General features: G+C 70.6%; 8 protein-coding genes. 1 reads left to right on the top strand and 7 read right to left on the bottom strand.

Translation table 11 applies throughout. The features are described from left to right. Positions 1-9: 9 nt before the first annotated feature. From ABFX36_RS06715 to ABFX36_RS06695, 5 genes are all read right to left on the bottom strand, one after another. Complete coding sequence (locus ABFX36_RS06715) at positions 10-3,198, bottom strand: ATP-binding protein (RefSeq protein WP_346075525.1); 3,189 nt, start codon at positions 3,196-3,198, stop codon at positions 10-12. Positions 3,199-3,264: 66 nt separating this feature from the next. Continuing rightward, the gene (locus ABFX36_RS06710; RefSeq protein WP_006897818.1) at positions 3,265-4,293 is read right to left on the bottom strand and encodes a FecCD family ABC transporter permease; all 1,029 of its coding nucleotides are present in this window, start codon (positions 4,291-4,293) and stop codon (positions 3,265-3,267) included. Continuing rightward, positions 4,290-5,342: an iron chelate uptake ABC transporter family permease subunit gene (locus tag ABFX36_RS06705; protein ID WP_346075522.1), complete on the bottom strand. Its 1,053-nt coding sequence runs from the start codon at positions 5,340-5,342 to the stop codon at positions 4,290-4,292. Before ABFX36_RS06705 ends, ABFX36_RS06710 begins: the two co-directional genes overlap by 4 nt. Continuing rightward, the gene (locus ABFX36_RS06700; protein WP_346075521.1) at positions 5,339-7,132 is read right to left on the bottom strand and encodes a siderophore-interacting protein; all 1,794 of its coding nucleotides are present in this window, start codon (positions 7,130-7,132) and stop codon (positions 5,339-5,341) included. The genes ABFX36_RS06705 and ABFX36_RS06700 overlap by 4 nt, the downstream gene beginning before the upstream one ends. Further along, a complete protein-coding gene (locus ABFX36_RS06695) occupies positions 7,132-8,136 on the bottom strand; it encodes an ABC transporter substrate-binding protein (RefSeq protein ID WP_346075519.1) in 1,005 nt (334 codons plus the stop codon). The genes ABFX36_RS06700 and ABFX36_RS06695 overlap by 1 nt, the downstream gene beginning before the upstream one ends. Before the next feature lie 163 nt (positions 8,137-8,299). Between ABFX36_RS06695 and ABFX36_RS06690 the strand changes: the two genes are divergently transcribed. Continuing rightward, positions 8,300-9,049, top strand: coding sequence for a helix-turn-helix domain-containing protein (locus tag ABFX36_RS06690; RefSeq protein ID WP_346075517.1), 750 nt, complete (start codon positions 8,300-8,302; stop codon positions 9,047-9,049). On the opposite strand, the gene ABFX36_RS06685 is transcribed toward ABFX36_RS06690, so the two are convergent. Next, entirely contained in the window at positions 9,039-12,077 is a 3,039-nt protein-coding gene (locus tag ABFX36_RS06685; RefSeq protein WP_346075515.1) for a hypothetical protein, read from the bottom strand. The two genes, ABFX36_RS06690 and ABFX36_RS06685, sit on opposite strands and share 11 nt — an antisense overlap. 225 nt (positions 12,078-12,302) lie before the next feature. Then, entirely contained in the window at positions 12,303-13,673 is a 1,371-nt protein-coding gene (locus ABFX36_RS06680; RefSeq protein WP_062366591.1) for an FAD-binding oxidoreductase, read from the bottom strand. Positions 13,674-13,708: the final 35 nt, after the last annotated feature.

The raw sequence follows: 13,708 nt of genomic DNA, 5'->3' as shown, positions 1-13,708 counted from the left end.
GAACAGCCGTCAGTCGCGGCCCTCGCCGAGGATCTTCACGGTCTCGGCGAGGGCCGCTTGGCGTCCCAGACCGCCGAATCGCGCCCGGGCACGATCCCACACCTCGTCGGCGGCGCCCGACACCTCGCGCCGGCGTTCCATCAACTCCTGCATCGCGGGATAGTCGCGTCGCGCGTGCAGCCGCTCGGCGAGCACCAGCAGTGCCACCCCGCGTTCGTCGCCGGGCCGCAGCGCACACAGCAGTGCGCCGCTCACCAGCGCCACGTTTCCTGTCTGCGGAAGGTCGTACCATCCGAGTTCGGCGATGGTGGCGCCGAGCGAGTCCGCGAGGGGCGCGACGTAGCGTTCTGCGGCCTCGCAGGCTCCGATCTCTATCAATCCCGCGGCCACCGCGCTGAGCGTCATCACCGCACCGGGATCGCGGGTGGCCAGCGGGTGCCCCGCGAGCAGCACATCACCCGCCTCCTCATATGCCGACCGCGATCGGTCGCCCGTCATCCGCCGGTACTCGGCAGTCGCGAGCATCATCACCGCGACGGCCTCGGGGTCGCCCTGCGGCGTCGGGGCGCCCGGCTCCCAGCCGTGCGCGATGGCGTCGAGTTGCCCGCGCGCCCGATCGAACTCCCCGAGCTGCAGTAACGCCGCGACGACGTACGCGCCCACCTGCTGGGCGTCGTCCTGGGCTCCGAGTTCGCGGAAGCGTCTGAGACTGCCTTCGTACAGGCGCAGACCCTCGCGCCACAGACCCTGCTGGCTGTAGAGACTCGCAGTGCTCATGTCCACCATCGCCGCGGCGAACGAGTCCGGCCGAGCGGGGAACTCCGTGAGCTGAGCGCTGATCCGCAGCGCACCGACCAGGTCTCCGCCGTTCTCCTTCATATTGAGCAGCAGGGTCAGGGCGATGGCGCGCACCACCGCCGCGTGGCCGGGAGCAGAGCCGCGCACGATCGTCCGGTACACCTCGATCATGGTGCGGCTCATCAGCAGCGCCGAGAGGAACTCCGCGGGATCGTCGAATGTGTGCTCCGGGCGATGCAGCCGACGCAGCCGAGTGCGGACTCGGGCCGTCGACCGCTGACGCCGGCGCGGAATGAAGTGCAGGGCCGCGGCGATCAGCGTCACCTGCCACGCTTCGCGCTCGGCGTCGTCGAGATCGGACGGCGGCACGGGCAACGCGTCGACGATCCGCTCACCCCACGACTGCACCTCCTGATGCAGCCCGCGGCTCGACCAGAATGCGCTCAGCACCGGGAACACCGTGACGATCGTCGGCCACGCGGGCGCGCCGAGTTCCACGGCCCGCCGCAGCACCCAGACGAGATTGTCGGCCTCGCGGTCCACTTCGGCCGCCAGGTCGCGATCGGCCTCGACGTCGTATCGGGCGCGGATGTCGCGGCAGAGCTCGCGGGCCCACCGCTGCATCGCGTCGACCACCTCGCCCGTCGCTCCCGTCTCGGTGAGTCGCTGCTCACCGAACTCACGGACCATCTCGAGCATCCGGAACCGGGCACGACCGCCGGCGTCGTCCACCTGCAGAAGTGACTGGTCGGCGAGCGAGGCCAATGCGTCGTCGAGCGCGATGCCGCTGGTCCCGGTGACCACTGCCGCGGCCTCGCGTGAGAATCCGCCGGGGAACAGGCACAGCCGCGCCAGAGCCGCACGGGCGCCCGGGTCCAGCAGTTCCCAGCTCCAGTCGATGACGGCATACAGCGTGCGGTGGCGGTCGGGTGCCGTCCGGTCGGTGGAGCGGAGCAGCTCGAACCGTTCAGCGATGCGCTCGGCGATGTCCTCCACGCTCATGGTCCGCACACGCGCCGCGGCGAGCTCGATCGCGAGCGGCAGCCCGTCGAGATGTTCGCAGAGGGCCGCGACGGTCGACGGTTCGAGCTCCACGTCGGGGCGTACCGCACGAGCGCGCAGGGCGAACAGTTCGGCGGCCGGAGAACGATCGCCGGCGACGCCGAGCACGGGGAGCTGATACACCTGCTCGGCCGGAATCAGCAGCGGAGACCGGCTCGTGGTGAGCACACGCACACCCGGCTCCGCGGCGATCAGCGAGTCGACCAGTGCCGCGCACGCGTCGATCACCTGCTCACAGTTGTCCAGGATCAGGACCGACTCACCACCGCGCAGCGCGTCGGTCAACCGGTCCGACAAGCTGCCGGACACGACGCGCGGCCGGGCATTGCTGCCGAGCTCCGACTCACCGACGCCGAGGGTCGCGGCCACCGCCGCGACCACGTCGTCACCGTTGCGGACGGCGGCGAGCGGGACGAAGTACACGGCGGTCCCGCGCTCGCTCAGGCGACGGCCGACCGCATTGGCGATCCTCGTCTTCCCGACGCCGCCCGGCCCCTGCACGGTCACCACCCTCCGATCGGACAGCAGGCTCTCCAGCGCGGCGAGGTCGTCGGCCCGCCCGATCAGCACGTTGCCGTCCTCGCGCAGTCCCACCCGCGCGCCGGTCGGCCTGCGCCGCGGCACGGCCACGGTCGGCGGCTGCGCGGCCAGCAGGTCCGCGTTCAGCGCCGTCGCCTCCGGTCCGGGGTCGACGCCCAGTTCTTCGGCCAGGGTGCGCCGAAGCCGGGCGAACACCGCGAGCGCCTCGTTCCGGCGGCCGCGGCCGGCCAGCGCGCGCATCAGCAGCAGATAGCCGGGTTCGTCGAGACGATCGGCGTTCACCCGTTCTCTGGCGAGTTCTTCGGCGACGGCGTAGTCACCGGTCGCGAGTGCGGCCTCCGCCGCCGCCTCGTCGATCCGCCGGCGCACCCCGTCGGCCAGGTCGGCGAGTTCGCGCGCGAGGTCGCCCCCACCGAGGTCGTCGCCGGGCGTGCCGCGCCAGAGAGCGAGCGCGGCATCCGGCCGACCGGCCGCGGCCAGTCGCCGGGCCCGCTCCAGATCGGTGACCACGCCGGTGAGCCGGTACCGGCTTCCGGTGCCGTCCAGACTCGCGCCGCCGAGCAGCCCGCGCAGGCGGGAGACCTGCGTGTGCAGAGCCGGACCCGGCGATTTGGGCGGCTGATCGCCCCACACCTCGTCGATCAGGCGGGCGGCCGGCACCGCTCGGCCCTCGGCCAGCGTCAGGGCCACGAGCAACCGCCGGGCACGTTGGCCGGGCACCTCACGGCCGTCGATCGTCACCGGTCCGAGCACACCGATCACGGTCGGCGCGCTCCCGGCGCGGTCGTCGTCAGGCACTCGGTCAGCGTACCGAGAAGACCTCGACACGATCATCGCACTCACCGTCTCAGCGCAGTCACCGTCTCAGCGCGCCGACTCACGCAGCAGCAGCCAGATGAGGTACAAGCCTCCGACGGTGACGGTGACCACCCCGACCGGCGGACGAGCGCCGGCGAGTAGATACTGCGCGATCAGATCGGATGCCGCGAGCACCACGGCGCCGACCAGCGCCGATCCGGTCAGACTGAGCGACGGTGCGCGGCACAGCCGGCGCGCGATCTGCGGAGCGGCGAGTGCGATGAAGGCGATCGGCCCGGCGACCGCAGTGACGATCGCGGTGCTGAACACCCCGACCAGAACCATCAGGAGCTTGGTGCGTTCGACATCCACTCCCTGCGCGGCGGCCACGTCGTCACCCAGTTCCAGTTCCCGCATGCGGTGCGCGATCACCGGCAGAACCGGAAGCATGAGCGCGACCGCGCACAGTGTCGCGACGAGCGGAGTCCACGTGATCCCGCCCAGACTTCCCGCACCCCAGATCGCCGCCTGCAGCGCCTCGTCGAGGTCGGCGCGCACGCTGAACCAGTGATTGACCGAGGTGAGCACCGCACTGACGGCGATGCCGACCACGATCAACCGGAATCCGGCCATTCCCTGCCTGTACGCGAGGACGAAGACTGTCAGTGCGGCCAGTGTGCATCCGACGACCGCCCCGGCCGCGGTGGCCGCATATCCGGAGCCGCCGGCCATCAACACCACGATCACTCCGGTGTAGGCACCTGAGTTGATGCCGATCACATCCGGACTGCCGAGCGCGTTGCGGGTGATGGCCTGGAACATCGCGCCGCTGATCCCCAGACAGGCGCCGAAGAGAACCGACGCCAGAGCTCTCGGCGCCCGCCAGGAGAACACGAGTTCCTGCTTCCTCGACCCCTCGCCGCGCATGAGCGCGAGTAGGTCGTCGAAGCCGAGTCCGCTGCGCCCGAGAACCAGGGCGCCGACCAGCAGGGCCCCGATGAGGATCAGAAGTGCCGAGTTGACCACGACGGCGCGCCGGGTCACGCGCAGACCGATCGGCCCGGCGAGCACCTCCACCGTCCGGTGCGCGCTCATAGACGTCGCGTCCGTCGGACGAGCCAGATCAGAACCGGTGCGCCGAACAGGGGCGTGACGATCCCGACCTCCAGTTCTTCAGGCCGCACCACCACTCGGCCGAACAGGTCCGCCGCCAACACGAGCACCGGCCCCGCCAGCGCAGAGAATGCGATCACCCACCGCTGGTCGGTGCCGACCAGCATCCGGACCGCATGCGGCACCATGAGTCCGACGAACGCGATCGGTCCAGCCGCCGCCGTGGCCGCGCCGCACAGGAGGACTAGCGAGACCACCGCCGCGGCCCGCGTGAGCCCGAGCCGGGCGCCGACCGACCGCGCCACGTCATCGCCGAGAGCCAGCACGTTCAGCGAACGCGACGCAGCGAGGGCAATGACGAGCCCGGCGACGATGAACGGCGCGACGAACTCCACCGTGCCCGGGGGCCGGTCGGTGATACTGCCGACACCCCAGAACCGCATGCGCTCGAAGCGGCTGGGATTCACCAGCGAGAGGCTCAGACTCAGTCCGTTGAGGACCGCGGTCAACGCGACCCCGACGAGCGTCAGCCGCAGTGGCGTGGCTCCGCCGGGACCGCGCGCGGCGATCGCGGCCACCAGAACCGCCGCCACCACGGCGCCGACCATGCCGAGCCACACGAACTCGGAGATGGTCGTCAATCCGAGGTACGCCACGCCGACGGCGACCGCGAGGCCCGCGCCGGCGTTGACGCCGAGAATCCCGGGATCGGCGAGCGGGTTACGGCCGACTGCCTGCATCAATGCGCCCGCCACTCCCAGCGCCGCTCCGACGAGCAGTCCGAGCAGTGTGCGCGGCAGGCGCACGTCCATGACGGTGATGTGGTCGATGGACTGATCGCGGTCGGTCAGCGCTGCCCACACGGTCGAGAGCGGCAGTGCCGCTGAACCGACGGCGAGACTGAGACCGCAGATGAAGACCAGCACGGCGGCCACTGCGATCAGCGCCGCCATGCGTCCGCCGATCCGGCGCTCCGCGGGTTGCCGCCGGCCCTGATCCGGCCGCACGGCCGTCTCGGTGCCGCTGTTCACTCCGTGGGCTCACACACGAGCGCCGAGACTCCCCACCCCAGCGCGGCCTCGTTGACGACCCGCCAGCCCGCATCGCGCGCGAGGCGACCGAGTTGCTCGCGGTCGCGCGGTGCTCGTCCGACGAGAGCCAGCGAGAGAACTGCGTCCTCGGCGACGCGCGGACTCAGCGCGTCCGGAGAAGTGGATTCGACGATCACCAGCCTGCGCACCGCGGGCCGCGGAGCCGCTAGCAGCGCCACCGCCTCCTCGTCCTCGCAGTGCGCCAGCGCGCACGCCGCAATCGCCGTCTGAGCCCTCGGCCAGTCGTCGGTGAACAGGATGTCCCCGGCACCCGCGGCCTCCTCGAGGGCGGCGCGTGGCGCGCCCTGAGCGACGACGGTGGGCACCGCACCGGGTCCGATCGCGCCCGCCGTCCGCAATCCCTGCGCGAGGGTGACGGCGCCGGGCCCGAAGAAGACCGGCGATCCGGTCCACAGCGCGGACAGCGCCGCAAGCGCGGGGATCAGGAACTGCAGGCGCTCGGCGTCCTCGATGAGTTCGGCGTACACAGCCGCGTCCGACGCGGCGAACCGAGCGAAACTCGTGCCGGTCCGGCGGCGCCACGCCGGCTCAGCCGCCGGGAGACACTCAGCCAGCTCGGTCAGCGCCAGGATCTGCTCGGCGCGTACGCCGTCGAACTGCTGACGCGCATGATCGTCGGTGAGGAGAACGTCGCCTCTCTCCCCGACTGTCAGCGCCGTCCCGTCGGCGCTCAGCACCCGGCACGCGATGAGCAGGTCGACGAGCGGAGCGAGCCGCTCATCCCGAATGCCGAGACGTCGCGCGAGCCCTGCGCGACCGATGCGACCGGCGTCCACCGCCTCGATGAGTCCCAGTCGCAGGGCCGCTCGGACCGCGAACCAGGTCACCGGCGATTCCACAACCGCCGGTCCGGCGGTCGGCGCGCCGTCGTCCGCGGCGGCCTGCTCCGGGACGAGCTCGCGCAGATGCCAGTATCCGGTGATGTCGACGTCCCGTTTGGGCACCGCGAGCTCTCGCTTGACGTACTTGCGGATCGGCAGCAGGCTGCGGCTCTCCCCGGCACCCCAGATGTAGGGGGCACCGTCGAGCGGCACGATCCCCGCGACGGCATCGGCCAGAGCGGCGCCATCGCCCGGTTCAGCGCACACCCAGGTGATCTCGTCGTCCGGGCCGACGGGAAGGACCTGCTGTGCGACGGGGTCGGCGACGGCGAGGACGGCTCGGACCGGCCCCGGCACCGGTCGTTCCGTGAGGAATCGGCGTACTGCGGGCAAACCGGTCTCGTCTGCGACCATCAGCGTCCATGTCGCATTCGGCGGCACCACCGTGGACGACTTGGGCCCCACGATCCACAGGTCGTCACCGGGTCGCGCGGCGGCCGCCCAGGCCTCGGCGGGCCCCGCCGCCGATCGGTCCCCCGAATCGCTGTGAACGACGAAATCGAATGCGATGGTGCCCGCGTCCGCGTCCACCTCGACCGGCGTGTAGTCGCGCGACTCGCGCACCGGCGACGCCGTCCACTCGATACCGTGCGCGCGCTGCACCGGCAGCGCGTCGGCGATGTCGCCGCCCGGTGCGAAGATCAGCTTCACATGGTCGTCGAACCCGGGGCTGGCGAAGGCCGGAAAGAGGACACCGTCACGCTCGAAGGCCCCCAGTTCCTCGCCGCCGAGCCGCACGCGCCGCAGCCGCGGGTTGACGAGCTCGTTGGACTCCACGACCAGCCGTCGCAGGATGATCGGCAGCGGTGTGAGCCGCGACTGAGTCATCAGTGCTCCTGTCCCGGACCCGCTCCGCCGAACATGCCCTCGACGATGTCGAGCATCGCCATCGCCTCGTGGTAGTCGCTGCGTTGCACCCAGTACGGAAGGTCGTGTGCCTGCTTCTTCTGGAAGGCCGGCAGTGCCGCGTAGATCGGCTGCTTGGCGAGTTCGGCGACGGAGGTGACGTCGGCGTTGAAGCCCAGGACGAACACCGTGTCCTGATTGATCCACTGGCCCACCTGTTCGGTCGAGAGCGCGAAGCTGTCGCCGCCCGGGGTGTACGGCTGGAACCGGCCCGTCGCGAACAGCGGTGCGGGACGGAAGCCGAACTTCGCGAACTCGGCGGGCAGCCCGCGCGTCTCGATGGGCACGTACACGTCTCCCGCCGCGGTGAGCGACAGGAAGGTGATCTCACCCTCGGGGACGGTGATCTCGTCGCGGACTTCGGCGACTCGCTTGTCGTAGGCCGCCGAGGCCTCGGCGAACTTCTCCGGCCGGTTGAAGACGTCGTCGGCGAGGAACTCGTATTGGTCGCGCCACTCGGTCAGATCTCCGCTCACCACGACGGTCGGCGCGATCTTGCTGAGTTCCGGGTACGCCGCGGTGGCGTGCTTGAGCGGAAATCCGAGACCACCTGCGACGATGAGATCGGGTTCGGCCTCCAGGATCGACTCCATGTCGAATCCGTCGTTGCTCCAGGGGAGGAAGGTCGTGCCCGCCTTCTGCGCCTTCTCGGCCCACGCGGCGTTGAACTCGTGCTTGCCGTCGGTCACCTCGGGGGTCGTCGCAACCACCGGGACGTCCATATCGAAGAGATAGCCGGCCAGGGCGTAGTTGAGCAGCACCACCCGCTTCGGTGCCACCGGGACGTCCACCTCGCCCTGGGACGTCTTGACCGCACGAGTCTGTCCAGACGCATCGCCCCCGGACGTCGAACAGCCCCCGAGCGCCAGGGTCAGCACGGCGACCACGGCCAGCATCGTCGCAGGCAGTGCACGAGATCTGAGCATCACTTCCACCATCTCGGTTCGGCGCACGGGAGACGGCCCAGCGCGCACATCTTATTAGGCAAGACTAAGCTAATGGACCGAACGACCGGATTCGGTCCGGACGTGACACGATCTGCCGACCAACCTGACATGCCGGTCGCCGACACGATGAGAGGTGTGAACGATGGCCGAACGCGTACCGAGCCGCCTCGCGACCCTGGTCCCCGGCGCCGCTCCGAAGTTCCTGGGGCACGGAACGCACAGCCACCACCTCCCGCACCTCATCTACGTCGCGGCCGGTTCGGCGACACTCGACGTCGCCGGTGAGCAGGTATTGCTCGCGGACCAGGAGGCCGTGTGGCTGGCGGCCGACCTTCCGCATTCGGCGCGCTACTCCCCCGGCAGTCTGGTCCTGGGCCCGCTGCTGTCGCCGACGACCACCCCACCCGAGCCGGTGCATCGGCTCGGCTCGGTGCCCGCTCTCACCGCCGTGATGACCGGTGTGCTCGGGGCAGCGCCCTCGACCGCAGAACAGGTCGCGGTGTTCCGCGAGGCGATCGAGGAGGTCCTGGCCGGATTGAGCGGCCCGTACTTCGCCCTGCCGATGCCGCGACATCCGGTGGCGGCCGCGATCGCGGTGGAGGCACCGCTGTCGGCACGGCCGCTCGACGAACTCGCCGACCGGCACGGAACGAGCGTCCGGCACGTCCAACGCCTGTTCGTGTCAGAGACCGGGATCCCGTTCCGGCAGTGGCGAGTCCGCGCCCGGCTCAACGTGGCGATCGACCGCCTGCGCGCGGGCTCCTCCGTCCGCCGCGCAGCGCTCGCGGCCGGCTACGAGACCGCGTCGGGCCTGCAGAAGGCGCTGCGGCGTGAGGCCGGGGTGGACGCCGAATCGATTCGATCCGTTCGCCGCACACGACTCACTTCTTAGCGCGCACCCGGTCGAGCGCGTCCGAACGCACCGCCACCGCATTCGCGATCAGCAGGTCGGCGGCCACCATAGCCGGACAGTAGTCGGCCAGCGTGGCCCACATCGCGCGACCCTCGTCGGTCAGCACCGGCTGCTTGAGCCGGCCGTACGCCTGCAGGCGCCCGATGGCCGCGAACGCCAGCGATTGCATCGAGAGCAGCATCCAGGGATTGCTGATCGTGTCGACGCCGTCGAGCGCCTCGTTGCGCGCGGCGATCAGGTCGTACAGTTCGGGCGAGGCGCGGCGTACATCGCGCAGCGTCTTGTTCACGTACCGCGGCGCCTCCAGGCTGACCGGATCGGTCATCCACTCGGCGCGGCGATGGAAGGCCTCGATGGTCGCCGCGGTCCGCATGTCGAGATCGACCAGCGGGCCGGGAACGATGCGGAAACGTTCGAACAGCGACTCCACCTGCGCCCGTGCCATCGCGTCGACGGCCAGCACGTTCCGGTCGAAGACACCGGTCCGCGGGTCCTCCATGCGGCCGGTCGCGATCACCCGGAGCAGATCGTCGCCGCCGCGTGTGGCCAGGTAGGACTGCAACTCGTCGCGCTGCGGACTGGCCGGGTCGACGATGGCCGAGGTCGCGAGGAGGCAGCTGACGTACGGGTTCGGGTGGGCGCCGTCGTACGGCTCGGGTGCGGTGAACACGCGCTCGGCCAGTCCCGACCGGATCAGCAGCGCCGGGATGCGCGAGGGCGCCACCGGGCTGTCGCCGAGGGCGATGAGCGAGGCGGTGGGGTCCGCGGTCAACAACTCATCAGCCGGAGCCCCGACCGCCTCGATCGGTGCCGCATCGGGGGCGGGCGCCGCCACCTCCGCGGCCTGGACGGTGTCCAGACGCAGCCATTCGGCGGTGAGGGCGTCGGCGCCGGCTGCGGAGTCCGCCACCGGCGCCTGAGAGGTGGACGCCGAGCGCGCCACGCGGGCTACCTCCGCCTCCTCGGAATCTCCGTGCTCATCCTCGATCAACGCGACGAGGCTGCCCCGCAGAAGCCGTTTGGCGGCGTCGACGACCGACCTGGCCGCGAGGGTGAACTCAGTGCCCGCGCGGGAGTCGGCCGCCCATTCGCGGACGATGTCGCCGTCCCCGTCCAGCAGCGCGAACGACACGTCCACGGCGCCGGGCACCCGGACGGTGAGACGACCGGCACCGGCGTCGTCGACTCCGATCGTCGGCAGTGAGGTCTGCCAGGCCGATGGGTGGCCCGGATGCTCGAAGCGGATCTCGGCGTGCGGCGGACGGATCAGCAGCGGCAGATCGTCGTCGCCCGCATGGACGGTCGCGACGCGTTCGGTGTCACCGGGACCGAACGCCAGTTCGCCCTCGTCGATCTTGAGTCCGGTCTCGGCGACGAGTTCGCTCACCGATTCCGCGAGTCCGTCGGCCTGCGGCAGTCGGACGACGGGATCATGGGTCACCTCGAGCCCTTCGGCGAGCACCACCGTCAGTCGCCGATCGAGTCCGTACGAGTCGCCGGCGGCGATCTCGAACCGTCCCACCAGGGGTTCCTCGAGACCGTCGAACGGGTCGGCCGAGGTCACGTAATCGGCAGCGGCCCACGGATAGTCGATCAGCCAGTCCAGGTCGCCCGCTCGCCGCACGCGCACCCGCCACTCCTTGGTGTCGTCTCCGTCGTGCGCGGGCAGATCCACCAGCGGGCGTTCGCCGTAGACGGGATCGCCGTCTGCCGTGGTGACGCCCGCGATCGGCTCCGGGAGCGCGTAGGCCGGCGACTCCACCGGCAGGATCCGGCGCGTGCGCCCGGCTCTTCCATCGCGTTTCAGGGTCAGTTCGGTGTGCCCGGCAAGGTCGACGGTCCGCAGTTCCCAGCCCTCCCACGGGGCGGGCACGGTATCGGTCACGGCGATCTTCCTCCGTGTGCCCGAGACCAGGTCGGCGTCGCGCGGCATCAGGACGAGCACCTCTCCCGCCGGCAGCGACTCGAACCGCGAGATGCGACGGCCGTCGTCGGCGAACACGATGATCGGGTCGGCGGGATCGAACAGAGGTACCGAGCGTCGCACGCCGGTGTCGAGCCGGATCAGGACGCTCTCGCGCACCGCGACGCCGATCGGAAGTGCGATCGCCTCACCGGCCGGAACCGCGAGTTCCTCCGGGGCGTCGCCGGTCCACACCCGCCACACCGCGGCGTCGTCCCGCGCGGGAACCACGATCCGCACCTCGCCGTCGATCGCGTCGAAGCGGAGGTCGGGCGCGCGGTGGCGGCACAGGTCGCGCGCGGCGGCATCGTCGTTCAGGAAGGGAGTGCGCCGCACTCGGTCGAGCACCGATTCGAGCATCGCCCGCGGGAGATCCGCGGTGCCCGGAGTGATCGCGTCCGGCGTCCAGGTGTCCGGATGCACGACCGTCGCGAGCAGAAGTTCGCACAGGCGATTGAGAAGACCGACGGCCACCTCGGGGGCATGCTGCAGCAGCACGCGATAGTCGGCGGGCAGGGCGCGGCGCCGGTGCTCGAAGCCCTGCTCGGTGAGGCGTTCGAGAACGGCGACGCCGGTGGGCTCGTGCCCGGCTGCCACATGATCCTCGATCACCCCCACGAGCGCGTCCACCGTCGGCACGGTCGGACCCGCGTGGAGCTTCAGCAGCGGCACCACCGAGCTCTCGCGCAGCGACGGCACGTCGCGGAGCCCGCATTCGCGCAGCAGGTCGCCGATCAGCTGTCCGACCACCGTCTCGAACGCCGGATCCCGGTCGCGGCCGATGGCGTCCCAGAAGTCCGGCCAGTAGTCGTCCTTCGGGTCGGTCCGCAGCGCCGCGTGACCCACCAGCCCGGCGAGGGTCAGAGCGGGGAACCGCATCAGCAGGGCGATGTACGCCCCCGGCGGGATCTCCCCCATCAGGGCACCGATCTGGCCGCGGGCGCATCGATTCTGTCGCGCGTCGAGGTCCGCGTCCAGCACCAGCCCGTCGGCGGTGAAAGCGTTCCGCAGCTCGGCTTCGAATCCGGTCGCACGATCAGTCACCGAAGTGGTCATTCGAGCGTTCTCACCACACCTTTTCGCAACGTCTACCGACCCCGGGGCAGGGCCGCACCAATGGGTGGCGATCAATTGGGGAGGCCACCGAGACAGACGGACATTACCCGGTGCCGAGAGCTTTCCCCGAACCCGCTTCGAGGTCTGTGTCCATGTTCACGCGGGCTTGACGAACGCCTCCCGGACACGCTCACCGTAAGTCGACTGATGGCGCTACGAGAGCATCACGCCGGGGTTCAAGAGCCCCTTCGGATCGACGGCCGACTTGATCATCTCCATCAGGTCCATGACGTCGTCGCCCACCTGGTCGCGAAGCCATCCCTTCTTGAGCCGGCCCACACCGTGTTCGCCGGTGATGGTGCCGCCGAGCGAGATGGCGAGGTCCATGATCTGGCCGAAGGCGCGGTTGGCGCGGGCGGTCTCCTCGGCGTCGGCGGGGTCGTGAACGATCAGCGGATGGGTGTTCCCGTCACCCGCGTGGGCGATCACCGAGATCAGCACGTCGTTCTCGGCTGCGATGGCGCCGACGCCGTCGATCAGATCCGGCAGGGCGGGCAGCGGCACGCCGACGTCCTCGAGCAGCAGCGCGCCGATCCGCTCCACCGCGGGGATCGCCGCACGCCGCGCGGCCGTGAACGCCTCCGACTCGACCGGATCCGACGTGGCGAAGACCTCGGCGGCCCCGCAGGCGCCGAAGGCCTCCTCGATCAGCGCCACCTCCGCCGCACCGGCGGGTCCCGGCGCGTCCGACTGCGCCACCAGCAGGGCGCCCGCCTCGCGATCGAGGCCCATCTTCAGCATGTCTTCGACGGCGTTGATCGAGACGCCGTCCATGAACTCGAGCATCGCCGGCCGGATCTGGGACGTCACCGCCAGCACCGCCTCGACGGCCGCCCGGACCGACCCGAACGAGCCCACGACGGTGCAGGCCGGAGCCTGTGGCGGCAACAGTCGCAGTGTCACCTCGGTGACGATGCCGAGCAGGCCCTCGCTGCCGACGAACAGCTTGGTCAGTGGCAGGCCCGCGGAGTCCTTCAACTGCTTGCCGCCGAGCCGGAGCGCCCGGCCGTCGGCCAGGACCACTTCCAGGCCCAGCACATAATCGGTGGTGACCCCGTACTTCACGCAGCACAGCCCACCGGCGTTGGTCGCGACGTTGCCGCCGATGCTGCAGATCTCGAACGACGACGGGTCCGGCGGATACCAGAGCCCCTTCTCGGCCGCGGCCGCCTTCACCTCGGCATTCAGCATTCCCGGTTGGGTGACGGCGGTGCGGGTCGCGGTGTCGACGGTGAGCTGCCGCATCTTCTCGGTCGAGATCGTCAACGCGCCGTCGACCGCGGTCGATCCTCCCGACAGGCTCGTCCCAGCGCCCCGGGTGATGATCGGCACGTCGTGGGCCGCCGCCCATCTGACCGCCGTCTGCACGTGCTCGGTCGTCATCGGCCGCACCAGCGCTGCCGGTGTCCCCGCGTCCGGGTCGTTGGCGCGGTCGTATCGATAGGCGCTCAGCACGTCGGGGTCGGTGATCACCATCCCGCGGGGCAGCGACTCGATCAACGACGTCAGGTCCGGTGCAGTCATGGGTCCACGATAGGCAGCACCGGAGTGTGCGGACC

Origin of the sequence: Gordonia cholesterolivorans (genome assembly GCF_039531975.1) — a bacterium.
Lineage (GTDB): Bacteria > Actinomycetota > Actinomycetes > Mycobacteriales > Mycobacteriaceae > Gordonia > Gordonia sihwensis.
The sequence above is the reverse complement of the archived record's forward strand: the minus strand, read 5'-3'. Positions and strand labels throughout refer to the sequence as shown.

Bases quoted from the DNA above. Each gene is read 5' to 3' on its own strand.
- ABFX36_RS06710 (WP_006897818.1), bottom strand. From the start codon at position 4,293: ATGAGCGCGCACCGGACGGTGGAGGTGCTCGCCGGGCCGATCGGTCTG.
- ABFX36_RS06700 (WP_346075521.1), bottom strand. From the start codon at position 7,132: ATGACTCAGTCGCGGCTCACACCGCTGCCGATCATCCTGCGACGGCTG.
- ABFX36_RS06695 (WP_346075519.1), bottom strand. From the start codon at position 8,136: ATGCTCAGATCTCGTGCACTGCCTGCGACGATGCTGGCCGTGGTCGCC.
- ABFX36_RS06690 (WP_346075517.1), top strand. From the start codon at position 8,300: ATGGCCGAACGCGTACCGAGCCGCCTCGCGACCCTGGTCCCCGGCGCC.
- ABFX36_RS06680 (WP_062366591.1), bottom strand. From the start codon at position 13,673: ATGACTGCACCGGACCTGACGTCGTTGATCGAGTCGCTGCCCCGCGGG.